22 protein-coding genes and 1 pseudogene are annotated in these 20,834 nt (G+C 70.2%); 13 read left to right on the forward strand and 10 right to left on the reverse strand.

Annotation, left to right across the window (positions count from 1 at the left end; all coding sequences use genetic code 11):
- The first annotated feature begins 5 nt into the window (after positions 1–5).
- Complete coding sequence (locus tag P3T29_RS01170; RefSeq protein ID WP_280714287.1) at positions 6–428, forward strand: organic hydroperoxide resistance protein; 423 nt, start codon at positions 6–8, stop codon at positions 426–428.
- A gap of 182 nt (positions 429–610) precedes the next feature.
- On the opposite strand, the gene P3T29_RS01175 is transcribed toward P3T29_RS01170, so the two are convergent.
- Positions 611–1,342, reverse strand: coding sequence for an SDR family oxidoreductase (locus tag P3T29_RS01175; RefSeq protein WP_280714288.1), 732 nt, complete (start codon positions 1,340–1,342; stop codon positions 611–613).
- A gap of 95 nt (positions 1,343–1,437) precedes the next feature.
- Here P3T29_RS01175 and P3T29_RS01180 point away from each other — a divergent pair, with 95 nt between their 5' ends.
- On the forward strand, positions 1,438–2,286 hold the full coding sequence (locus P3T29_RS01180; protein WP_280714289.1) for a LysR family transcriptional regulator: 849 nt from the start codon (positions 1,438–1,440) through the stop codon (positions 2,284–2,286).
- A gap of 292 nt (positions 2,287–2,578) precedes the next feature.
- Here P3T29_RS01180 and P3T29_RS01185 read toward each other — a convergent pair whose 3' ends face one another.
- The 7 genes from P3T29_RS01185 to P3T29_RS01215 all read right to left on the reverse strand — a co-directional run bounded on the left by P3T29_RS01185 (position 2,579) and on the right by P3T29_RS01215 (position 8,652).
- A complete protein-coding gene (locus P3T29_RS01185; protein WP_280714290.1) occupies positions 2,579–2,731 on the reverse strand; it encodes a hypothetical protein in 153 nt (50 codons plus the stop codon).
- Between the two features lie 548 nt (positions 2,732–3,279).
- Positions 3,280–4,005, reverse strand: a complete 726-nt coding sequence (locus P3T29_RS01190; RefSeq protein ID WP_280714291.1) for a GntR family transcriptional regulator — start codon at positions 4,003–4,005, stop codon at positions 3,280–3,282.
- 127 nt (positions 4,006–4,132) lie between these two features.
- A complete protein-coding gene (locus P3T29_RS01195; protein WP_280714292.1) occupies positions 4,133–5,074 on the reverse strand; it encodes a biotin-dependent carboxyltransferase family protein in 942 nt (313 codons plus the stop codon).
- A complete protein-coding gene (locus P3T29_RS01200) occupies positions 5,071–5,685 on the reverse strand; it encodes an allophanate hydrolase subunit 1 (protein WP_280714293.1) in 615 nt (204 codons plus the stop codon). Before P3T29_RS01200 ends, P3T29_RS01195 begins: the two co-directional genes overlap by 4 nt.
- Positions 5,673–6,467 (reverse strand): 5-oxoprolinase subunit PxpA, encoded by a 795-nt coding sequence (locus tag P3T29_RS01205; RefSeq protein ID WP_280714294.1) that lies wholly within the window; start codon positions 6,465–6,467, stop codon positions 5,673–5,675. The genes P3T29_RS01200 and P3T29_RS01205 overlap by 13 nt, the downstream gene beginning before the upstream one ends.
- Positions 6,468–6,535: 68 nt before the next feature.
- Positions 6,536–7,339 carry a putative hydro-lyase gene (locus P3T29_RS01210; protein ID WP_280714295.1) on the reverse strand — a complete coding sequence of 268 codons (804 nt, stop codon included), beginning with the start codon at positions 7,337–7,339 and terminating at the stop codon, positions 6,536–6,538.
- 35 nt (positions 7,340–7,374) lie between these two features.
- Positions 7,375–8,652, reverse strand: a complete 1,278-nt coding sequence (locus P3T29_RS01215) for an MFS transporter (RefSeq protein WP_280714296.1) — start codon at positions 8,650–8,652, stop codon at positions 7,375–7,377.
- 773 nt (positions 8,653–9,425) lie between these two features.
- Between P3T29_RS01215 and P3T29_RS01220 the strand changes: the two genes are divergently transcribed.
- Entirely contained in the window at positions 9,426–9,791 is a 366-nt protein-coding gene (locus P3T29_RS01220; protein ID WP_280714297.1) for a hypothetical protein, read from the forward strand.
- Positions 9,788–10,885, forward strand: a complete 1,098-nt coding sequence (locus tag P3T29_RS01225) for an NAD(P)-dependent oxidoreductase (protein ID WP_280714298.1) — start codon at positions 9,788–9,790, stop codon at positions 10,883–10,885. Before P3T29_RS01220 ends, P3T29_RS01225 begins: the two co-directional genes overlap by 4 nt.
- Positions 10,886–10,981: 96 nt before the next feature.
- Here the strand turns inward: P3T29_RS01225 and P3T29_RS01230 are convergent, their stop codons facing one another.
- Positions 10,982–11,596 carry a GNAT family N-acetyltransferase gene (locus P3T29_RS01230; protein WP_280714299.1) on the reverse strand — a complete coding sequence of 205 codons (615 nt, stop codon included), beginning with the start codon at positions 11,594–11,596 and terminating at the stop codon, positions 10,982–10,984.
- A gap of 370 nt (positions 11,597–11,966) precedes the next feature.
- On the opposite strand from P3T29_RS01230, the gene P3T29_RS01235 reads away from it, so the two are divergent.
- From P3T29_RS01235 to P3T29_RS01255, 5 genes and pseudogenes are all read left to right on the forward strand, one after another.
- Positions 11,967–12,986 carry a YihY/virulence factor BrkB family protein gene (locus P3T29_RS01235; protein WP_280714300.1) on the forward strand — a complete coding sequence of 340 codons (1,020 nt, stop codon included), beginning with the start codon at positions 11,967–11,969 and terminating at the stop codon, positions 12,984–12,986.
- Positions 12,987–13,090: 104 nt separating this feature from the next.
- Positions 13,091–13,375, forward strand: coding sequence for a plasmid stabilization protein (locus tag P3T29_RS01240; protein WP_280714301.1), 285 nt, complete (start codon positions 13,091–13,093; stop codon positions 13,373–13,375).
- 635 nt (positions 13,376–14,010) lie between these two features.
- A complete protein-coding gene (locus P3T29_RS01245; protein WP_280714302.1) occupies positions 14,011–14,433 on the forward strand; it encodes an SsgA family sporulation/cell division regulator in 423 nt (140 codons plus the stop codon).
- Positions 14,434–14,548: 115 nt separating this feature from the next.
- On the forward strand, positions 14,549–14,845 hold the full coding sequence (locus tag P3T29_RS01250) for a WhiB family transcriptional regulator (protein WP_280714303.1): 297 nt from the start codon (positions 14,549–14,551) through the stop codon (positions 14,843–14,845).
- 25 nt (positions 14,846–14,870) lie between these two features.
- Positions 14,871–15,118: pseudogene (locus P3T29_RS01255) on the forward strand (glycoside hydrolase family 15 protein); the annotation flags it as partial.
- Positions 15,119–15,146: 28 nt separating this feature from the next.
- Here the strand turns inward: P3T29_RS01255 and P3T29_RS01260 are convergent.
- Positions 15,147–15,968: an RNA polymerase sigma factor SigF gene (locus P3T29_RS01260; RefSeq protein ID WP_280714304.1), complete on the reverse strand. Its 822-nt coding sequence runs from the start codon at positions 15,966–15,968 to the stop codon at positions 15,147–15,149.
- Positions 15,969–16,169: 201 nt separating this feature from the next.
- Here P3T29_RS01260 and P3T29_RS01265 point away from each other — a divergent pair, with 201 nt between their 5' ends.
- From P3T29_RS01265 to P3T29_RS01280, 4 genes are all read left to right on the forward strand, one after another.
- Entirely contained in the window at positions 16,170–16,649 is a 480-nt protein-coding gene (locus P3T29_RS01265; protein ID WP_280714305.1) for a hemerythrin domain-containing protein, read from the forward strand.
- Positions 16,650–16,706: 57 nt separating this feature from the next.
- Entirely contained in the window at positions 16,707–17,081 is a 375-nt protein-coding gene (locus tag P3T29_RS01270) for an STAS domain-containing protein (RefSeq protein WP_280714306.1), read from the forward strand.
- Positions 17,078–17,521, forward strand: coding sequence for an ATP-binding protein (locus P3T29_RS01275; RefSeq protein ID WP_280714307.1), 444 nt, complete (start codon positions 17,078–17,080; stop codon positions 17,519–17,521). The genes P3T29_RS01270 and P3T29_RS01275 overlap by 4 nt, the downstream gene beginning before the upstream one ends.
- A 93-nt stretch (positions 17,522–17,614) precedes the next feature.
- Entirely contained in the window at positions 17,615–20,833 is a 3,219-nt protein-coding gene (locus P3T29_RS01280) for a HAMP domain-containing protein (RefSeq protein ID WP_280714308.1), read from the forward strand.
- The last annotated feature ends 1 nt before the right edge of the window (position 20,834 follow it).

Raw genomic sequence — 20,834 nt, forward strand, 5'->3', positions numbered from 1 at the left:
ACCCCATGTCCACGCTCTACACCACCGAGGCACTCTCGACCGGCGACGGCCGCAACGGCGAGGTCCGTACCTCCGACGGGGTGCTCGACGAACTCCTCGCGGTCCCCAAGGAGATGGGCGGCCCCGGCGGCGACAGGACCAACCCCGAGCAGCTCTTCGCCGCCGGCTACGCAGCGTGCTTCCACAACGGGCTGCGCCTGATAGCAGGTCAGCAGAAGGTGAAGCTGGGCGAGTCGACCGTCAGGTCCACGGTGAGCCTAATTGCCCTGGACAACGGAGGCTTCTCACTGAAGGTCGCCCTGTCGGCGCATCTGCCCGGCCTGGACCAGGCCACCGCCGATCAGCTCGTGGAGACCACGCACCAGGTGTGCCCGTACTCCAACGCCACCCGAGGGAACATCTCGGTCACTCTCGAAGCGACGGTCTGAGCCAGGGGCTGAACTCCTCGCGGGAGGTCAACGGGCCACCCGCGAGGAGGCAGTCCGCGTACACGGCGCAGCCTGCCGCCCTGCTGACAGGCGCACCGACGGACCAGAACATCTGAGACGCTGAGCGAATCGGACCAACTCAGCTGAGACCGGGACCAGATCGACTGCGGCGGGACAGCACATCACCAGGGCACTACGCCGGCGTCTTCGAAGAACTTACCGGTCGGGCCGTCGTCGGGCAGGGTCGCGAGTTTGATGGCGATCGCCGCGCCCTGTTCGGGGGTACGTACGCCGCGGAAGCCGTTGAGGTCGGTCGCGACGTAGCCGGGGCAGCCGGCGTTGATCAGGATGTTCGTGCCGCTCAACTCCCGGACGTACTGGAGGGTGACGGCGTTCAGGAACGTCTTCGACGGCGCGTACGCCACGGCCACCGGACCGGCCGTCTGCTCAGCGGCGGTTCCTGACTGGCGGGTGAGGGAGCCGACGCTGCTGGACATGTTCACGATCCGCGGCGAGGTGGAGCGGCGCAGCAGCGGCAGCATCGCGTTGGTGACGCGGATGACGCCGATCACGTTGGTCTCCACGACCGTCCGGATGGTGGCGGGATCGACCCGGGTGGGTTCCTGCGGCCAACCGCCGGTGATGGCGGCGTTGTTGACGAGCACGTCGAGGCGCCCGGCCTGCTCCCCGATCAGCCGTGCGGCGGCGGTCACGCTCGCGTCGTCGGTCACGTCCAGCGGTACGCCGAACGCGTCGACGCCGGCCGCCCGCAGCCTCTCCACTGCGGCCTGACGGCGCTGATCGTCGCGGGCACCGACGCCGACGCTCCAGCCGAGGGCGCCCAGGCCCACGGCGATCTCGTAGCCAATTCCCTTGTTCGCGCCGGTGACCAGCGCAATCGTCCGTTCGCTCATAGGGACCATGCTGCCCTCGGAACCCGGCGTGGGTCCAACACCGATCGGGTGGGCAACGATACCGTCCGGGTATGGATCCGGAGTAACGTGCCGGTATGGAGACCCGGGAACTGCGGTATTTCGTCGCTGTCGCTGAGGAGCTGCACTTCGGGCGCGCCGCGCAGCGGCTCGGGATCGCACAGCCGCCCTTGTCACGGGCGATCCAGCAGCTCGAACGCCGCCTCGGGGCGGCGCTGCTGGATCGGACCAGCCGCACCGTCGCGCTGACCGTGGCCGGCTCGGTGCTGCTGGTCGAGGGCCGGGCGGCCCTCGACGCGGTCGACGCCGCGGAGCGCCGGACGCTCCGCGCAGCCCTTTCCACGACCGGCCGTGCCGGCCTGGCCCTGGTCACGAAAGCCGGCGCGTCCAGCGAGCTGTTGGCGAAACTGCTCGACGCGTACGCCGCTGAACCCGGCGCGGTGCCCGTCGAGGTCATTCTGTGCGGCCCGGCCGAGCAGGAACGGCTCCTGCGTGAGGGCCGGGCCGATGTGGCGTTGCTGCACCGGCCGTTCGACTCGACGGCCGGATTCCACACCGAGGAGCTCGGTACGGAGGGCCAGGTTGTGGTCCTGCCGTCCGGGCATCCGCTCACCGTCCGGGCTCATGTGCACATGGCCGACATCACCGCGCTGCCGGGCCTGCCCCTGCCACGCTGGCCCGACCCCGACGGCAGCTACCCGCCCGGCCCCGGCCCGCAGGTTCGCGACCACGCGCAGTTGTTGCAGCTCGTCGCGCTCGGCCGTGCTTGCTCGGTCTCACCGGAGTCGTGCCGAGCCCAACTGCACGGTGACCTCGCCGCCGTGCCCGTGCTGGATGCGCCGACAGTCACCACCGTGATCGCCTGGCCACCGCACAGCCGGTCCAGAGCTGTCGCCGACCTCGTCCGTACTGCGACACGTCTGTAGTAGCTCCAACCTGCCTGGCCAGGTTCCACCTATCGTGTTCCGGCTCATCAGACTGGCTGACCGAGTCCGAGCCGACGTCACGCCGGTCGAATCAGCACAATCCGGCCCGCACGCAGCACCACCGACCGCCGCCGCTGCGCCTGTGACGGGGGTGCCTCTACGGGGTTCGTCAAGGAAATGGTGCCGGGCCCGGCCGTGTTCTCTGACGTCCGGTTCGTAGCGGACCGTCGACGTGGGAAGCAGGACGGGCCGTCACCGGTGTGTCGGTGACGGCCCGTTGTGATCGGGGTGTTCATGCGGTCAGGCCGGCGAGGGCCTGGCGCGCGCGCTCGGTGGTGCGCTCGGCGCGGTTCTTGAGACGGAGCGCGCGGACGAGACGGTCCTTCTCGGCTTCCCGGAGCCGCTCGTCGATCGTCGCCCGGATCGCGTCGAAGTGGTAGGTCATGATGAATTCCCCCTGATGGCGGGCGCCGTCGGCATCACGGTGATGCCGGCCCCAAGGCCGCCCCCTGCACTTCAGATTCTACACCAAGACGTCGCGTCATGCCTTCTATTATCAGCCGCATGTGGAAGATGTCCTGCTAATCGAAGGCGCGGATGGTGGTTGGGCCACGGCTTCACGCTTCACGAGCCCGAACCCTGATCGCTGGTCAGGGTCTGCCTGCCCGTTCCGGCCGCCTGTGCACGGGCCTGCGAAGCCGATCAGACCGCTGACGGCGACGGCGGTGGCAGCCGCCAGGGCGCAGGCCGCCACGACCAGGAGCGGGAGTACGGAGGTCTGGATCGCCGTCAGGAACATTCCCACGGCCAGGCCGACCAGCAGCAGCGTCACGCTACCGGGGCCGCCGTACTGACGCTGCATCGGTAGCCGCGGCGCGGCAACCGGAACCGACAGCAGCCGGGAGGGGAGGCGGCGCCGCCTCCCCTCCCGGCGTTCGTACGTCAGCGGTGGCGCTCCGTGAAGCGATCCCTGACCCCCGTCGGACCCCGTGGCTACCGGGCGAGTTCGGGACCGGACGGCTCGGCGCCCGCGAAGGCGCGTACCAGTTGCCGCTCCGCGTCCGCGAGGTAGACGGCGAGGAGCAGTTCCGCGTGCTGGGTGTTCCTGGATTCCAGGGCTGCCATGAGTTCGCGATTGCGTGCGAGGTAGGGCTCGTGGAAGCGGCGCGGGTTGTGCATGACGTGGAATACCAGGCGGAGTTCAGCATGGATGCGGAGCATGAACTCCTCCAGGCGCGGGGATCCGGCCAGTTGCACGATCCCCTGGTGGAACTGCAGGTTGGCCGTTCCGACGTCCGGCCAGCGGTGTTCCGATGCTGCGCGCTCGCCGTCCTCGACGGCTGCGCGGATCGTCGCAATCACCTGGTCGGGGGCGCTGGCCAACTCCCGGACAGCGGCGCCTTCCACGATTTGGCGCAGCCGGTAGAGCTCCACGACGTCGTCCTTGCTGAGGGTGCGCACGAAGACGCCGCGGTTCAGCTCGTGCACGAGCAGGCGTTCGTGGGCCAGCAGTCGGAAGGCTTCGCGCAGGGTGTTGCGGGAGACGCCCAGGGCCTCGCCGATGGCCTCCTCCGACATCCGGGTGCCGGGCGGGATGAATCCCTCGGTGACCCGGTCCCGGAGGATGCCGGCCACGCGTTCGGCGGTGCTGCTCCGCCCGATCAGGTCCTTGTCCTTCTCGAGATCGGAGACCCACGTCCCGAGAGCACCTGTGCTCACTTGTCTCCCCTCACCGCCTCACCCGCAAGGCTCTGCCGACTGCTTCACCACCGAGTCTCTCACGGGATCGTTGAACAAAAGTACTGTCTCGTACGGGGTCCGGCGGGGCTTCTGAGACCGGCCCGGGCTAGGTACCCGGGGCCAGGCGGGGGTCGAGGGCCGGTGGGCCGGCAGGCTGGGGCAGCGGGTGGCGGGCGGTGGCTGAGGTGACCAGGTTCGTCCGGGCGGGGCGGAATCGGACGGACTGACCGGGTCGGAGTTGGGCGGCCTGGTCGAGGTCCCCGTCGGTGACCACGGCGATGACGGGATAGCCGCCGGTGACGGGGTGATCGGCGAGGAAGAGGACGGGCTGCCCGTTGGGCGGGACTTGAAGCGCGCCGGTCACCATGCCCTCGGGGGGCATCTCGTGGTGGATCGCGCGCTGCAGCGGGGGGCCGTCGAGGCGGGCGCCGACCCGGTTGCTGTCAGCGGTGACCTCGTAGCGTGCGGAGCACAGGGTGGTCAGCGCAGCGGAACCGAACCAGTGGTCGCGAGGGCCGGGGATGATGCGCAGGACCACGTCGTCCGCGTAGCCGCGCACCGGCGCGAGGTCGACGACGGGATACCCGTCCATGGCTCGTCCGATCGGCAGGCGGGTCCCGGTGGCCGGTCGGGTCGGGCCGATGCCGGAGAGGGTGTCGGTGGCACGGGATCCCAGGACGGGCGGCACGTCGATGCCGCCGCGCACGGCCAGGTAGGTCCGCAACCCCGCAGCGGGCATGCCGATCTCGAGCGTCTGGCCCGTCTGCACGTGGATCGGCCCGTTCATCCCCACCATGCGCCCGTCCAGGGCGGCTGGGCACGGTGCTCCGGTCAGGGCGACGGTTCCCGGTGCATGGAAGCGGACGGTCAGCGATCCGTAGGTGAGTTCGAGGCAGGCGGCGGATTCGACGTTGGCCACCAGCCGGTTGGCCAAGCGCAGGCTGCCGCGGTCCGCTGCGCCGGAGGCGCCGACGCCGAGGGCTGCGTGGCCGGGGCGGCCGAGGTCCTGGACGGTCGTGAGCAGTCCGGTGCGGAGGATTTCGATCACGGCTGCACCTCGACGAAGCGCACGTGGCGGCCGGGCGCCAGGAAGGCGGGTGGGTCCCGGTGCAGATCCCACATGGCGGTCTCGGTGCGGCCCAGCAGGTGCCAGCCGCCGGGGGACTCGCGCGGGTAGACGCTGGTGAACTGATCCGCGATGGCCACCGATCCGGGTGCCACCCGGGTCCGGGGGACGGGTCGGCGCGGGAGCAGCAGGAGCGGGTCGAGACCGGAGAGGTAGGCGAATCCGGGGACGAAACCGCCGAAGGCGACCGTGTACCGTCCGGCGCTGTGCCGCTGGACGACTTCGCGGCTGCTCAGTCCGGTGGCGCGGGCGACCTCGGCGAGGTCCGCCCCGTCGTACACGACGGGGATCTCCACCAGCCGCTGATCCGAGGGCCCGGTGGTGGATACCCGGCGGGCGGCGATTGCTGCCGAGAGGCTCTCGCGGGTGGTGACGGCGGGGTCGAAGGTGACCAGTAGGGTGCGTGCGGCGGGGACGAATTCCACCGCCCCGGGTGGAGGGCTGTCGCGGAGGCTCTCGTGCAGGCCGCCGACCTCCTCCAGTCCGCCGACCTCGACCAGGAGGGTGCGGGTGCCGGCGGTCAGGAAGCGCATCGCGCCTCCTCGGCGGCGAACGGGGCGAGGAGGACTCCGGCGTCCAGGAGCGAGGCCCGCACCGCCCTGGCGATGGCCACTGCCCCGGGGGTGTCGCCGTGGACGCACAGTGAGCGGGGCCGCAGCGGCACGATGCTGCCGTCGATCGCCGTGACCTCGCCGTGGAGCGCCAGGGTAAGGCAGCGCTGCACGATCACGTCGATGTCGTGGATGACCGCGCCCGGCCGGCCGCGCGGCACCAACTGCCCCCCGCGGTCGTAGGCGCGGTCCGCGAATGCCTCCTCGACGCCCTCCAATCCCCTGGCCCGCGCCTGCGACAGTCCCTGGGATCCGGCCGGTCCGAGCAGGACCAGCTCGGGGTCGTACCGGTGCACGGCCTCGGCCAGGGCAGCTGCCTGCGCGGGGTCGGCGGTCACCGTGTTGTACAGCGCGCCGTGCGGTTTGACGTAGCCGACCCGGCTCCCCGCCAAGCGGGCGAAAGCGTCCAGCGCGGCGATCTGGTAGATTACGTCGTTGATCAGGTCGTCCGGATCGAGGACGATCTGCCGCCGGCCGAAGCCGACGAGATCGCGGTAACCGACGTGGGCGCCGATGGCGACACCGTTCTCGGCAGCCGTCCAGCAGGTGCGCCGCATGGTGTTCGGGTCCCCCGCGTGGAAGCCGCAGGCGATGTTCGCGCTGGTCACGACGGACAGCAGGGCATCGTCGTCGCCCAGCGTCCAACGGCCGTATCCCTCACCGAGGTCGCTGTTGAGGTCGATGACCGGTTGCTGATGGTTCATGGTGGGCTGCCGTCCTTCCTTGCTCTTCACTCATGCTCGGGCACCCGTTGCGCCGGGTGTGCGAGCGGTCAGACGATTCGGTAGTCGACGTCCCGGGCGTCCGTGACGAACATGTAGCCGGGGGCGTGGGTGATGGCGAACGGGGGCTTGGCCTGCATGACCGCCGCCTGGGAGGTGACCCCGCAGGCCCAGAAGACCGGCACGTCGCCGTCCCGGAGGGTCACCGGGTCGCCGAAGTCCGGGGCGGACAGATCCTGGATGCCGAGGGCCTCGGGTTCTCCGACGTGGACCGGGGCCCCGTGGACGGCGGGCATCATGGCGGTGATCTGCACGGCCCTGGCGACCAGGTGCGCGGGCACCGGTCGCATCGACACCACCATCGGGCCGTGCAGGCGCCCGCCCGGCACGCACGGCCGGTCGGTGACGTACATGGGGACGTTGGTGCCCTGTTCGACGTGGCGCAGCGGTACCTGCGCGTCGCGAAGCAGGGTTTCGAAGCTGAAACTGCACCCGATCAGGAAGGTCACCAGATCGTCCCGCCAGGCGCCCGTGACATCCGGGAGGGTGTCCCGCACGCCCCCGTCCTGCCAGACGTGGTAGCTCGGCACGTCGGTGCGCAGGTCCGCCCCCGGTGCCAGCCGCGAGTGCCACGAACCCGGCTCGGTGACCTCCAGCACCGGGCACGGCTTGGGGTTGCGCTGGGCGAACAGCAACACGTCGTAGGCGTAGTCCCGCGGTACCGAGATCACGTTGGCCTGGGCGAAGCCGGGCGCGACGCCCGAGGTCGGTACGGTGGTTCCGGAGCGGAAGGCGGCCCTGGCCTCGGCGGGCGTGCAGCCGCTCAGATCCGGAACGCCGGTGGTCACGGTCATGGGAGTCCTTCTGGACGACGGGGACTGACGAGAGGTCAGCCGAGCTCTTTGCCGCGGGTCTCGGGCAGGCCGAACAGGGCCACGACGGCGATGCCGTAGCCGACAGCGCCGTAGGTCAGGGCGCCGCCCAGGCCGTGGCCGCCGGCCTGGAACCCGACCGCGGTGGGGAAGAACGCTCCCACCGCACGGCCCACGTTGTAGGTCAGGCCCTGCCCGGTGCCACGTACCGAGCCCGGATACAGTTCGGCCAGGTAGGAGCCGAAGCCGCTGAAGATGGCGGAGGAACAGAACCCGAGCGGGAAGCCCAGGACGAGCAACAGGTTGTTCTGGCCGGCCGGGATGTGCGTGTAGGCGATGATGATCGCGGCGCTGAGCACGGCGAACAACGCGATCGCCTTACGCCGCCCGAGCCAGTCGGTGGCATAGCCGCCGGTCACATAACCGACGAAAGCCCCGGTGATGAGCAGGAAGAGGTACGAGCCGGTGCCCACCACGCCGAGGTGCCGAACCGTCTTGAGATAGGTCGGTAGCCAGGTGGCGATCGTGTAGTACCCGCCCTGTACACCAGTGGCCAGCAGCGCGGCGAAGAGCGTCGTGCGTAGCAGACCACCTCGGAACACCGCGGACACCGGGGTCCGTGTCCTGGCTGCCTGCTGCTCCCTGGTCAGCGGCGCGTCGGTGACGCCGCGGCGCAGGTAGAGCAGGAACAGGCCGGGCAGTGCGCCGGTCCAGAACAGGATGCGCCAGGCCATGGCGCCGCTGACGTGGTCGAGCACCACGGTGGCGACGATCACGGCCAAGCCCCAGCCGACTGCCCAGGCGGACTGGACGAAGGCGACGGTGCGCCCGCGGTAGCGGGCGGACGCGTACTCGGCCACCAGGATCGCGCCGGCGGCCCACTCGCCGCCGAAGCCCAGTCCTTGCAGTGCGCGGAACGTCAGCAGCATCGGATAGTTGACGGCGAAGCCGCACAGCACCGTGAACACCGCGTAGGTGGCCACCGTGATCATGAGGGTGCGGACCCGGCCGACGCGGTCGATCAGCATTCCGGAGAAGATGCCGCCGAGCGCGGAGACGACCAGGGTGACCGTGGTCAGCAGCCCCGCCTGCCCCTTGGAGATGTGGAAGTACGCCGCGATGGCGACCATGCCCAGAGGCAGCACCTGGAAGTCGTAGGAGTCCAGCGCGTACCCGCCGAACGCGCCGGCGAAGGCGCGACGGCCCTGGGGTCCCAGGGTGCGAAACCATCCGAACGGACCGCCGACTTCCTCGGTGGCGGTGGTCACAGGGGGTCTGGCGGAGACTGCGGTCATATCGCACCTCACGGGGAAGGGAGCGGGTCCGGTGATACGGACAGCCGGTCGACGGCAGGCGCAGAGCAGCCACCATGCACCAAAAACGGCGCAACGGGGACTTCTCGTGCACGCGTCCTGTGTCTTCCCCACAAGGTAGGGATTGTTCAACGATCCTTCAAGGGGTCTTGCAATACTTGCATTAGCGCGACCGCCGAGCCTTGCCACGCCTGCTGGTCGGTTGCCACCAGTCCGGCACCCGTCTGGCGTACCGTGAGTGCCCGCCAAGTTGGGACATCAACCAATTGCCGTATTGTTCAACGAACATGGATCTGCCGCTTGCGGGCACTGTGCTGTCCGGCCTGGGTCGTCATGCCGGGTCACGCATCCGGCGCCCTGGTCGAGGGGAAGCTCTCGCACCTGGCGCAGGCGGAGTCGGTGACTCGCCATGTCGGGATGTCGCTGGGTGTGTCTGTCGTTCCAGGTCCTTCTTGTCTCATGGTCAAGAAGGAAGTTGACGCCTCGACAGCGCACGGTTAGCCTCCTGCTCTGTGAAATGTCACATGGCAGATGGTGGAATCGACGGACGCGATCGCCCAGCAGGCAACTCCGCTCGAATCCCGCTGTGACAGCTCCCTACCAGGCTCCCGTCCGCGTCAGCGAGTGCGCCGGAAGGCGCGGCGGTCCGTTCAACGAGGAGGAGGTGCGGCCCTCCCGGTCCGTGGCCGAGGCCTCGGTGGACCTATGCCTCGGCCGGCCGGCCGAGCGCCACACCGAGCCGAGAACCTCTGGAGGTGGGCTCGATCCACCCCAAACTGCCGGTCGGCGTGGTTCTCGGGCTGCCCACCGCCGAGGACCTGACCGACCTCGACGGCGTGGAGTACGTCCGCTTCCACACCTACCTGGGCGCCACCTACGGTGGGCCGACCAACTCCCTGTACCAGCCTGCGGCGGCCATGCTGGTGAGCGCGCCGACTCCGGGCGAACTCGACACCCGCCTCGACCAGGTGGAGACGGCGTTCCTGCGCGGTGCCACGGTCAGCCCCGACACGTCCCCCGGCAGCATGCGCGCGTTCCAGCTCGAGGTGCTCGGCAGGGACGACCTGAGGTACCGCCCTTTCGCCACGGCAGGGCACGACGGACGGAGGCAGGACACGTGAACACCGGGCAGAACCACCGCCCCCATGGCCGGGTCCTGGTCGTGGACCCGGCACCGGGCGATACCGCCGTGACCGAGCTGGCCGCCCTCGACGACCTGGGTCTCGTACCGACGGTCAACCTCCGCCGGGTCTCCGGCCCCGAGCTGCGGGCCCGTATCGCCGCCCGCTGGGCCACGGTGGACTTCGACGGTTTCTCGGAGGAGGAACTGGCCCGGCAGCTCGAGGACGACGGGCGCGGATACGACGCACTGAAATGCCGGGCCGGAATCCCGCTCACCGAGTCCGTACTGGAACGAGCGACAGCGGGCGCTCTCCAGCGCCGTCTCGTGCTGGTCGGGAGGGCTGCGGCCGGATCCGACACCTTCGACCGGACCGCGGCACAGCGCCTCGAAGTCGCCATCCGGACAACACCAGGAGCAAACGCGGCGGCGGTCGCCGAGCTCACGCTGGCACTCATGCTCGACGCGCTCCGCGGAGTCTCAAGGCGATCGAACGCTCTGCGCGCGGGCTCCTGGAGCGCGGCGGTCGAAGGCCTGCCGACCGGTGGCCTCATGAACGCCCGGCTTGGCCTGGTGGGCTCGGGAGCGATCGCCCGACGAGTGGCCGAGCTGGGGCGCTCGTTCGGGGCCGAGGTCCTGGTGCACGGATCGCCCAGGTTCACCGCAGAGCGAGCGGCACAGTGGCCCGGTCACCGGGTGGAGTCCCTCGCGGAGCTACTGGCTGGCTGCGACGTGGTGTCGGTCCATGTACCGGCCACGGTCGAAACCGACGGCCTCATCGGGGCGGAGGAACTGCGGTTGATGAGGCCGGGATCGGTTCTGATCAACACGTCCCGGGCGAGTGTCGTCGACGAGAAGGCCCTCGACGAAGTACTGAGAGACCGCCGGGCCGGGCTCTCGTGGGCTGCAGTCGATGTGTTCGAGGAAGAAGGCCCAGGCTTCCGCTCGGTGCTCGCGGACAACCCTCATTGCACCCTGTCCCCGCACTCCGCAGGCATGACCCTCTCCGCGATGCAGGAGTCCTCGCGCCGACTTCTGGGCGAGTTCGCCGAATTCATGAAGGAGACCGGCCTGACACACGGCGGTTCCCGCTGATGAGAGACCGGATGACCGCAAGAAAGGCCCTCGATCGGGCGACGCTTGCCAACATGACCGGGAGCGGCGCCTACATCGCCGGCCTCACGGTCTTCCTCATTCATTGGGCCGGCTGGCTTCATGTTTTTTCTGGCATGGATAGTCGAGCGAACCCGACGCCCACGCCCCTGACCGACAGGGCGAATGCGTTCTCGGCCGCAGAGATGAGCGATTCGCCCGTGCATGGGGTAGTTGGCTGGTTTGCCCGATTGGAAATGCACTGAACGACGCGGCCACCCGGCCCAGCATGGAGTGGACGAAGTCGGCCGGCCACTGCGCGGGCGTGTAGCCCGCGTCCAGGTCGACGTGGTGGACGCGCGGCCGGGCCTCGGTCGCGTAGCCCTTCCCCCACGCTCCAGGGGCCAGCTGCCAGCTCACCTCGAGGTCATCCTCGTACGACGGCGGCAACAGCCGGATGCCGAGACCTCCGACGAGCACCTGGTCGTCCCGGCGCTGCACGGCCCACCGTCCCCGGGGCGGCGGCAGATTCGGCTGCGCCTCCTGCCACGCGTGCAGCACCGAGCGCATCGCCGCCACGTCGCCGACGCGATCCATCGCCGGAGTCAGCCAACGTGCGACGTCCGGCGAGCCGTAGATCGCCAGTGCCTGTTCGGCGTCGTCGACGGACCAGTTCCGGAGGATGAGCCGATCGGTGGTCAGTGAGATCTCCATGCGCGGAAACCTCCTCGGTCTTCCTGATGGACGTCATCCTCTCGCCTACTGGTGTTTGTGTGAGGAGATCGCGGCCATGAGCGTTCGGGAAGCTGTCCGCACTATCCGCCCCCGCCCTCCGTCGATGCGTGGTCGGCGTTCAACTTCTCGATGTGCCGGGCTTGCAGGTCGAGCAGCCGCATCCACCCGACGGCAGGTCTGCCGGGTACGCCCGACGCCCACGTTCCTCTTCCTTGAGCCGCAGGCAGGACGCCCCCAGCTGCTGCCGACAGACGGCCCGGCCTTCTGGGCGGTAGCCGGTCTGCTTACGGGGCACACGCATGACGCGGGGTCGGCATCGGCCACCGCTGTCGGGCGAGGGAGTCGTGTCATGAATCCCGTCGAACGCGCGCTGCGCTCACTCGACCGTGCTCAGCAGCACCGCACCCCGTCCGCGGTGGTCGTCGGGGTGGTCAAGAAGTACGGGGACGACCGTGGTGGCCTCCTCGCGGCCCTGATCACCTACTACGGTTTCGTCGCGCTCATCCCGTTGCTGCTCCTGCTGTCCACGGTGCTCGGCTTCGCCCTGCACGGCCACCCCGGCGCCCAGAGGGCCGTCGTCGGCTCCGCGCTCGCGGACTTCCCGATCATCGGCGACCAACTGCGCCAGAACGTCCACTCCGTCCAGGGCAGCGGCCTCGCGCTCGTCATCGGCCTGCTCGGCCTGCTGTACGGAGCGCTCGGCATCGCCCAGGTCCTGCAGCACGCCATGGCCGAGGTCTGGAACGTCCCCGGCGTACGCCGCCCCGGCTACTGGCCGCGCCTGGCCCGAAGCCTGCTGCTGTTCACCGCCCTCGCCACCGGCCTGCTCCTGGCCACCGCCGCCGCCACCCTCATCGGCACCGCACTCGCCGGCTCGGCAGCCCGAATCGGCGCTCTGCTGCTGTCCGCCCTGATCAACACCGCCCTGTGCCTGGCCTGCTTCCGCATCCTCACTCCCGCGGAAGTCCCCACCCGCGCGTTGATGCCGGGCTGTGCCGTCGCCGGGCCCCTGTTCACCGTTCTCCAGGCCTTCGGCGCCCTCCTGGTCACCCATCAGCTGCGCCACGCCACCGAGGTGTACGGATTCTTCGCCACCGTCATCGGCCTGCTCTCGTGGCTGTACCTCGCCGCGCAGGTCACCGTGTACGCGGCGGAGACGAACGTGGTGCTGCACCGGCACTTGTGGCCGCGCAGCCTGGTGCAGCCGCCGCTTACCGGGCCGGACGAGGAGGTGCTGGGGGCCGTCGCCCGCCAGGAGGAGCGCCGCCCCGAGCAGCACGTCGACGTCGCCTTCACCGACGAGGCCGCGCAGCCGGAGGACGACCCGCGCCCGCCCGGAACCTGTGACGGGGATGCGGCGGGTGGTTAGCGGCCGGGTGCCGGCGAGGGTTTCAGGTCGCCACCAGCGGTTAACCGCGTCGGGGGCCGGATCCGCGCCGGACGGACCAGCGCCGAATCGGGGAACGCCAGTACGTGCACATCAAGGACAGCGCGCTGGAGCGCGGTGAGAGCGAGAAGCGGGCCAAGGAGATCGCCGCCCGCACCGTCAACAAGGAACGCGCGCGCCACGGCGAGTCGGAGACCGCCGGCCGAAGCTCGGTGAAGGACATCTCCTCCGGTCGGCGCGGCGGCCTGCGCTCCCACAGTGGTTCCCAGGGCCTCGCCTACGAGCAGCCGTACAACGAGGCCAAGCAGCGCAACATCCACGGCCGCTCGAAGATGAACAAGAAGCAACTCGCCAACGCCCTGGGCCACTAGAGGCCCTCGGCCACTGAAAGGAAAGGGGCACGCGATGGCCTCCATCCCCGTCCCGCCGGATCCCGACATCGCCCCCGTACCACCCGAACCGCCCATCCCGTCGGCGCCGCCTGTCCCGCCGGCACCGCCCGAACGGCCGGACCCGGTCGTGCCCCCGCTGTCGCCGGACCCGCCGGCGCCTCCCGGCTCGCCTGAGCCGCCGGGCCCGCCTGGCAGGCCGGGCAGGCCGGGAGGGCCCGAACCGGGGCCACCGACGCACCCCGAACCCCCGGAGCCGGGCCGCCCCGGTCCGCAGGAGCCGCCCGACTGACCCGCGCCGCGGCTTGCGGTCCGTACGGCGTCGCGCCGCCGAGGTCACCGCGCGTTTCTGGATGGTCCGCCCACCCGCCCGCCGGGCAGCCGAGTACGACCGGATGTCAACGGACACGCCGCGCCTGCGGACGGCGTCTCGCAGCCCACGAGCGAATCGAACGCCCGTGCTGCGGGCTGGTCCTGACGGGCGGTGTGTCGTGTGCGCGGGGGAGTTGTGGAGGTTGCGGGTCTGCTGACTGGCGGTTGGGGCGTCGGGTAGGCGCCGTTGACACACGTCGGCCCGCTCGTGGGCCGACGCGCCGCCATCGCAGGAAGGTCATCCGGTGCATACGTCCGCTGTCCGCCCGCTGCCCGTCACATTTCCCGACGGCCCGCTGCCCGACGTCCCCGTCGACGCGGAACTCCGCTTCGACACGGCCCTCCCCTACGCGGCATGCCTGGCGTTTCCGGTGGCCCCGTGCAGCTGCACCGGCGGTGACGCCCGGGTCTGTTGGTACTTCAGCCGCGATCTGCTGAACGAGGGCCGTCACGCCCCGACCGGCAGCGGCGACGTCACCGTCAGGCCCGGACCTGTCGGCGAAGTCCTCATCACCTTGCGGACTCCCAGCGGCAGGGCGGTGCTCAGCGCCCCGGACGACGTCGTTACCGCCTTCCTCGCGGAGGCGTTCACCCTGGTGCCCGCCGGGTCGGAGTCCGACCACCTCGACATCGACACCGCCCTCGCCCGGCTGCGCGCCACCGGCTGATCGCCCCCGGCCCCGACGAGGAGCCGATCGAGTCCGCGACTGCCGGGTTTTGGGGCGGCGACACGGGTGAGACGCGTCGCGGGACACGATCTCGTGACCGAGGAGGGAATACCTGATGACCAACACCTCGCGACTGCCCGGCGCCTTCGACCAGTACTGGAACTGGCAGCTGCGGGCAGCCTGCCGCAGCGTCGACACCAGCCTGTTCTTCCACCCCTTCGGAGAATGCGGCGAGGCCCACGACAATCGGGAGCAGGCCGCCAAGCAGGTCTGCGCGCGCTGCCCGGTGCGCGACGCCTGCCTCTCCCGCGCCCTGCGGGTGCGGGAACCGTACGGCGTCTGGGGCGGCCTCACCGAGGACGAGCGCGCCGAGCTCCTGCGCCCCGTACGGGCCCACCACGTCGGCGTCTGACGGGGCGCCGGACTCCGGCGCGGCGCTGGAGGGCGCCGAGGGCGCGTTCCTGCTCTGCGGCTTCGTCGTGGCCCTGGCCGAACACCAGCAGCACCACACGGTGGAGGCCGTCCGCTGGTTCGCACGCGACCGGGCCGCGTGCGGGCCGCCCGGCCCGTACGCCGAGGAGTTCGACCTCGCCCAGCGCCGGCTGCGCGGTAACCTGCCGCAGGCGTTCGTGCACGGCGGTTGGTGGAGGCGGCTGTCCGCCTCCACCGACCGCTGCGGACGTGAGCAGTTCAGGACGTGTGGACAGGCGGGCTCAGGCGGGTTGCGGCTGGCCGAGCAGGCCGGCTCGCAGCTGGGTCAGGGTCTTGCTGAGCAGGCGTGACACGTGCATCTGCGAGATGCCGAGGCGATCGCCGATCTCGGCCTGGGTCAGCTCGTCGACGAAGCGCAGCGAGAGCAGGGTGCGTTCGCGTTCGGGCAGTTCGGCGATGAGTGGTTTGAGCGAGACCAGGTCGACCACCTCGTCCAGCGCCGCGTCCTCGGTGCCCAGCCGGCGGGCGAGCGGTCCGTCGGCCTCGTCGGTGTCGGCGGGCGGGTCGAGTGAGCCGGTGGTGTAGGCATTGGTCGCCTGCCGGCCTTCCAGTACCTCGGCCTCGGTGATGCACAGGTGCTCGGCGAGTTCGGCGACCGTGGGCTCGTGCTCCAGGTCCTGTTCCAGCGTGTCGGTGGCCTTGGCCAGCTCCAGGCGCAGTTCCTGGAGGCGGCGGGGGACCCGTACCGACCAGCTGGTGTCCCGGAAGTAGCGTTTGATCTCGCCGACGATGGTGGGCAGGGCGAAGGTGGCGAAATGCACCTCCCGATCGGGGTCGAAGCGGTCGATGGCCTTGATCAGACCGATGGTGCCGACCTGGACGATGTCGTCCATCTGCTCGGCGCGGTTGTGAAAGCGCCGGGCGGCGAACTTGACCAGCGAGAGGTTGAGCTCGATCAGGGTGCCGCGGACGTAGGAGTACTCCGGCGTGCCCGGCTCGACGGTCCGTAGGCGCGCGAAGAGCACTTCGGACAGCGCGCGGGCCTCCGTGGTGTCGGCCTCGCGAGGGTTGCGGATGTCAGGTAGGGCAGGCAACACGGTCACACTCCGATCATCGGTTCGGACCCGTCTTGGTTCGCCTACCCCGCACGTCGCGCGGGATGCCTGAAATCGGCCCGGGTTTTCCTTCACTCCGTCGGCGCCGTACGAAATCAGCAGGGCCGCGGGTCTGTGTCCTCCGGTGTGCGTACGCGGCCGCGGTCTGGGCAGGTGCGGAGTGAGCAGCATCCATCAGGGAGAGAGGCCATGGTCCGCGAAGGCGACATCCTGCACGAACTGACCGCTGACCACGCACTGACCGCCGTCACGTTCAGCCGGATCGTCGCCCTGCCGGTCGGGGACCAGGAGCGCAAGACGCTGGTCGACGAGGTGACCGCCGATCTCGTGCGGCACAGCGTGACCGAGGAGCACTATCTGTACCCATTGGTGCATCGCCTGCCCGGTGGCGCCGCGATCGTCGACAGGGAGCTGCTCTCCCACCGCGCGGTGGAGGCACTGCTGAGCGAACTGGCGAGCCGCACCGCCCGAACCCCCGACTTCGACCGGCTGGTGGCCCAGCTGATCGAGAAAGTCACCAGGCACAACGGGGAGGAAGAGGCGAGGATCTTTCCCGTGCTGGCCGAGGCCGTGTCGCCCGTCCGACTCTTCGAGCTGGGGGAACGGGCCCGTCGGCTCAAAGCACTTCTGGTCAACCGCGCGGAGGCCATCATGCGGAGGCCATCATGAGGAAGCACGAGGTTCCAGGAGCCGGACGGGCTCCGCGACGAGGCGGCGAGTCTTCCCATGACCGGAGCTGAGAGCCGTCGGCCTGATGACGATGAGCGGCGGTTCACCGTCGTGTTGCGGGTCGGCCCGCCCGAGTCGGTGCTCGCGCTGGGCGGGGAACTGGACCACGACACGGCCGGGCCGCTGCGCGAGGCGCTGGCCAATGCGGTGGCCGCGAGGCCGGAGCGAATCGTGGTGGACTGCGCCGAGCTGGCGTTCTGCGACTCCACCGGCCTGAATGCCCTGCTGCACACCCGATTGGACGCGCAGCAGGTCGGTGCTCGGCTGGAGTTGGCCGCGCTCCGTCCGCCGGTCACGCGGCTGTTCGAGATCACCGGCGCGGACGCGGTCTTCACGATCTACCCCACCTTGGACGAGGCCCTGGCGCCATGAACGCACCCGTACGCATCCGCCGGCTGGCCCTGTTCGGGACCAGCGGGGTGGTCGGCCGCTGCCGCGACTTCGCGCAGGCGGCGCTGGTGGACTTCGGCTGGCTGCCCGCGCTCGACCAGGACGGCCAGGACGCCGCTGAAGACGTGCTGCTGGTGGTCTCCGAACTGATCACCAACGCCTGCCTGCACGCGGGCGGTCCGCAGGAGATCGCGCTGGCCCTGCACGACGGTCTGCTGCGGATCGAGGTGAGCGACGCCGACCCGCGCCCACCGGTTCCCAGCCCGTTCGGCCTGGCGGCAGAGGGAGCGGCGGCCCAGCCCGGCGGGCACGGGCTGCGGGTGGTCGCGCGGCTGTCCCGGAGCTGGGGCTGTCAGGAGCATGGTGGTGGCAAGACGGTCTGGTCGGAAATACCGGCGCCCGGCCATCTCCTGCGTACCTAGCCCTGGTCGCGTCGGCAGCGGGGGTGACAAGGTGGTTGTTGAGCGCCTTCCGGGCGGCCGACCGCGCCTGAGTCATACGCCGTGAGGTGAGCGATGGACGGAACGACCAAGCACTCCGCGCTGGACGAGGAGGGTTTGCGCCGGTTGCTCGCGGTCCTGACGGCGGTGCGCGACGGTGACTTCTCCACCCGCCTGCCCACCGACGCCGACGGCCTGCTGGGCGACATCGCCGGCGTCTTCAACGGCATGGCCGACCAGCTGTCCCTGGTCACCTCGGAGGTGACCAGGGTCTCCCGCGAGGTCGGCACCGACGGGCGCCTCGGCGGTCAGGCACAGGTCAAAGGCGTCTCGGGTACCTGGCGGGACCTGACCGACTCGGTCAACTTCATGGCCTCCAACCTCACCGACCAGGTGCGCAGCATCGCCCAGGTCGCCACCGCCGTCGCGAAGGGCGACCTCTCGCAGAAGATCACCGTCACGGCCCGCGGCGAGGTGCTGGAGCTGAAGGAGACCATCAACACGATGGTCGACCAGCTGAGCGCCTTCGGTGACGAGGTGACCAGGGTGGCCCGCGAGGTCGGCACCGAGGGCAACCTCGGCGGCCAGGCCACCGTACGCGGCGTCTCGGGCACCTGGAAGGATCTGACGGACAACGTCAACGTGATGGCCTCCAACCTCACCGGCCAGGTCCGTTCGATCGCCCAGGTCGCCACGGCGGTGGCGCGCGGCGACCTCTCGCAGAAGATCACCGTCGAGGCCAAGGGCGAGGTCGCCGCCCTCGCCGACGTGATCAACCGGATGGTCGACACGCTCTCCGCATTCGCCGACGAGGTGACCCGGGTGGCCCGCGACGTGGGCACCGAGGGCACCCTGGGCGGCCAGGCGCGGGTGCCGAACGTGGCCGGCACCTGGAAGGACCTGACCGACAACGTCAACTTCATGGCGCACAACCTCACCAGCCAGGTCCGCAACATCGCCCAGGTCACCACGGCGGTCGCGAACGGCGACCTGACCCGCAAGATCGACGTGGACGCGCGCGGCGAAATCCTCGAACTGAAGACCACCATCAACACCATGGTGGACCAGCTCAGCGCCTTCGCGGCCGAGGTCACCCGGGTGGCGCGCGAGGTCGGCAGCGAGGGCAGGCTCGGCGGTCAGGCCGAGGTCGAGGGCGTCTCCGGTACCTGGAAGCGGCTCACCGAGAACGTGAACGAACTGGCCGGCAACCTCACCCGCCAGGTCCGCGCGATCGCCGAGGTCACCAGCGCGGTGGCCGAGGGCGACCTGACCCGCTCGATCACGGTGGAGGCCCCCGGCGAGGTCGGCTACCTCAAGGACAACATCAACTCGATGGTGGAGTCGCTGCGCCAGACCACCCGCGCCAACCAGGACCAGGACTGGCTGAAGACCAACCTCGCCCGGGTCGCCGCGCTGCTGCAGGGCCGACGCGACCTGCCCGTGGTCGCCGAGCTGGTGATGGACGAGCTGGCCCCGCTGGTCGGCGCCCAGTACGGCGCCTTCTACCTCGCCGAGGACGGGCCGCGCGGCGCCGGCCTGGTCCGGATCGGGGCGTACGGTGCGCCGGAGGACCCGTCAGCCGGCCCGGTCCGCTACACGCTCGGCCAGTCGCTGGTCGGCCAGGCGGCCCGCAGCCGACGCACCATCGTGGTCGAGGACCTCCCGCCGGGCTACGCGACCGTCTCCTCCGGTGCCGGCTCCGCCGCCGCGGCTGCGCTGATCGTGCTGCCGGTCGTGGTGGAGGACCAGCTGCTGGCTGTCATCGAACTGGCCACGCTGCACCCGTTCACCCCGGTCCACCGCGACTTCCTGGACCAGGTCACCGAGACGGTCGGCGTCGGCGTCAGCTCGCTGCTCGCCAACGCCCGCACCGACGAACTACTGGAGCAGTCCCAGCGCCTGACCGAGGAGCTGCGCACCCGTTCCGACGAACTGCAGGCCGGACAGGAGGAGTTGCAGCGCTCCAACGCCGAACTGGAGGACAAGGCGGCGTTGCTGGCCGCCCAGAACCAGGACATCGAGGCGAAGAACCTGCAGATCGAGCAGGCCCGCCAGGAACTGGAGGCGCGCGCCCACCAGTTGTCGCTGACATCGATGTACAAGTCGGAGTTCCTGGCCAACATGAGCCACGAGCTGCGCACCCCGCTCAACAGCCTGCTGATCCTCGCGCAACTGCTGGCCCAGAACCCCGAGCAGAACCTGACGCCCAAACAGGTGGAGTACGCCGGCGTGATCCACTCGGCCGGCTCCGACCTGCTCCAGCTGATCAACGACATCCTCGACCTGTCCAAGGTCGAGGCCGGGAAGATGGACGTCAGTCCGGCCCGGTTCCCGCTCGCCCAGCTGCTGGACTACGTCGACGCCACCTTCCGCCCGCTGACCGGGCAGAAGGGCCTGGAGTTCAGGGTCGGTGCGGTGCCCCAGGTGCCGCGCGAGATCCTCACCGACGAGGCGCGGCTGCGCCAGGTGCTGCGCAACCTGGTCTCCAACGCAGTCAAGTTCACCGCGTCCGGCAGCGTCGAGCTGCGGGTCGAGCTCGCCGCGCGGGACAGCCTCGACGCCCTGCCGATCGAACTGCCCGACGGCGCCACCGTGCTGGCCTTCCGGGTCAGCGACACCGGGATCGGCATCGCCGACCAGCACCTGGAGGGCATCTTCGGTGCCTTCCAGCAGGCCGACGGCACCACCAGTCGGCGCTACGGCGGTACCGGTCTGGGGCTGTCCATCAGCCGGGAGATCGCCCGGCTGCTCGGCGGGGTCATCGTCGCCGAGAGCAGGTTGGACGCCGGTAGCAGTTTCACCCTGTACCTGCCGGTCGCCCGGGAGGCCGTGGCGAGGACGCCGGAGCGCACGGGCGGCCACGCTGCCGCCACCGTCGAAGGCGGCGCGGACCCGGACCTCGCCGGTCGGGTGGTGTTGGTGGTGGACGACGACGCGCGCAACGTCTTCGCCCTGGTCGGCGTTCTTGAGCAGCACGGCGTGCGGGTGCTGCACGCAGACAACGGCAAATCCGGGATCGAGCTGCTGAACAGCCGCGACGACATCGACCTGGTGCTGATGGACCTGATGATGCCCGAACTCGACGGCTACGCCGCGACCGCGCGGATCCGCGAGATGCCGCAGTTCGCCGACATCCCGATCATCGCGCTGACCGCCAAGGCGATGCCCGGCGATCGCGCCAAGAGCCTGGCCGCCGGGGCGAACGACCACGTCACCAAGCCGGTGGACATCGAAGACCTGCTGGCACGACTGCGCCGCTGGCTCACCGTGGTCAACCAGCGGACGGCGCACTGAC

It is taken from the genome of Kitasatospora sp. MAP5-34, assembly GCF_029894335.1.
Taxonomy (GTDB): Bacteria; Actinomycetota; Actinomycetes; order Streptomycetales; family Streptomycetaceae; genus Kitasatospora.

What these genes read in the sequence shown, in the direction of transcription:
- P3T29_RS01170 (WP_280714287.1), top strand. Translation starts at nt 6, where the DNA reads ATGTCCACGCTCTACACCACCGAGGCACTCTCGACCGGCGACGGCCGC.
- P3T29_RS01175 (WP_280714288.1), bottom strand. Translation starts at nt 1,342, where the DNA reads ATGAGCGAACGGACGATTGCGCTGGTCACCGGCGCGAACAAGGGAATT.
- P3T29_RS01180 (WP_280714289.1), top strand. Translation starts at nt 1,438, where the DNA reads ATGGAGACCCGGGAACTGCGGTATTTCGTCGCTGTCGCTGAGGAGCTG.
- P3T29_RS01185 (WP_280714290.1), bottom strand. Translation starts at nt 2,731, where the DNA reads ATGACCTACCACTTCGACGCGATCCGGGCGACGATCGACGAGCGGCTC.
- P3T29_RS01200 (WP_280714293.1), bottom strand. Translation starts at nt 5,685, where the DNA reads ATGCGCTTCCTGACCGCCGGCACCCGCACCCTCCTGGTCGAGGTCGGC.
- P3T29_RS01205 (WP_280714294.1), bottom strand. Translation starts at nt 6,467, where the DNA reads ATGAACCATCAGCAACCGGTCATCGACCTCAACAGCGACCTCGGTGAG.
- P3T29_RS01210 (WP_280714295.1), bottom strand. Translation starts at nt 7,339, where the DNA reads ATGACCGTGACCACCGGCGTTCCGGATCTGAGCGGCTGCACGCCCGCC.
- P3T29_RS01215 (WP_280714296.1), bottom strand. Translation starts at nt 8,652, where the DNA reads ATGACCGCAGTCTCCGCCAGACCCCCTGTGACCACCGCCACCGAGGAA.
- P3T29_RS01230 (WP_280714299.1), bottom strand. Translation starts at nt 11,596, where the DNA reads ATGGAGATCTCACTGACCACCGATCGGCTCATCCTCCGGAACTGGTCC.
- P3T29_RS01235 (WP_280714300.1), top strand. Translation starts at nt 11,967, where the DNA reads ATGAATCCCGTCGAACGCGCGCTGCGCTCACTCGACCGTGCTCAGCAG.
- P3T29_RS01250 (WP_280714303.1), top strand. Translation starts at nt 14,549, where the DNA reads ATGACCAACACCTCGCGACTGCCCGGCGCCTTCGACCAGTACTGGAAC.
- P3T29_RS01265 (WP_280714305.1), top strand. Translation starts at nt 16,170, where the DNA reads ATGGTCCGCGAAGGCGACATCCTGCACGAACTGACCGCTGACCACGCA.
- P3T29_RS01270 (WP_280714306.1), top strand. Translation starts at nt 16,707, where the DNA reads ATGACCGGAGCTGAGAGCCGTCGGCCTGATGACGATGAGCGGCGGTTC.
- P3T29_RS01275 (WP_280714307.1), top strand. Translation starts at nt 17,078, where the DNA reads ATGAACGCACCCGTACGCATCCGCCGGCTGGCCCTGTTCGGGACCAGC.
- P3T29_RS01280 (WP_280714308.1), top strand. Translation starts at nt 17,615, where the DNA reads ATGGACGGAACGACCAAGCACTCCGCGCTGGACGAGGAGGGTTTGCGC.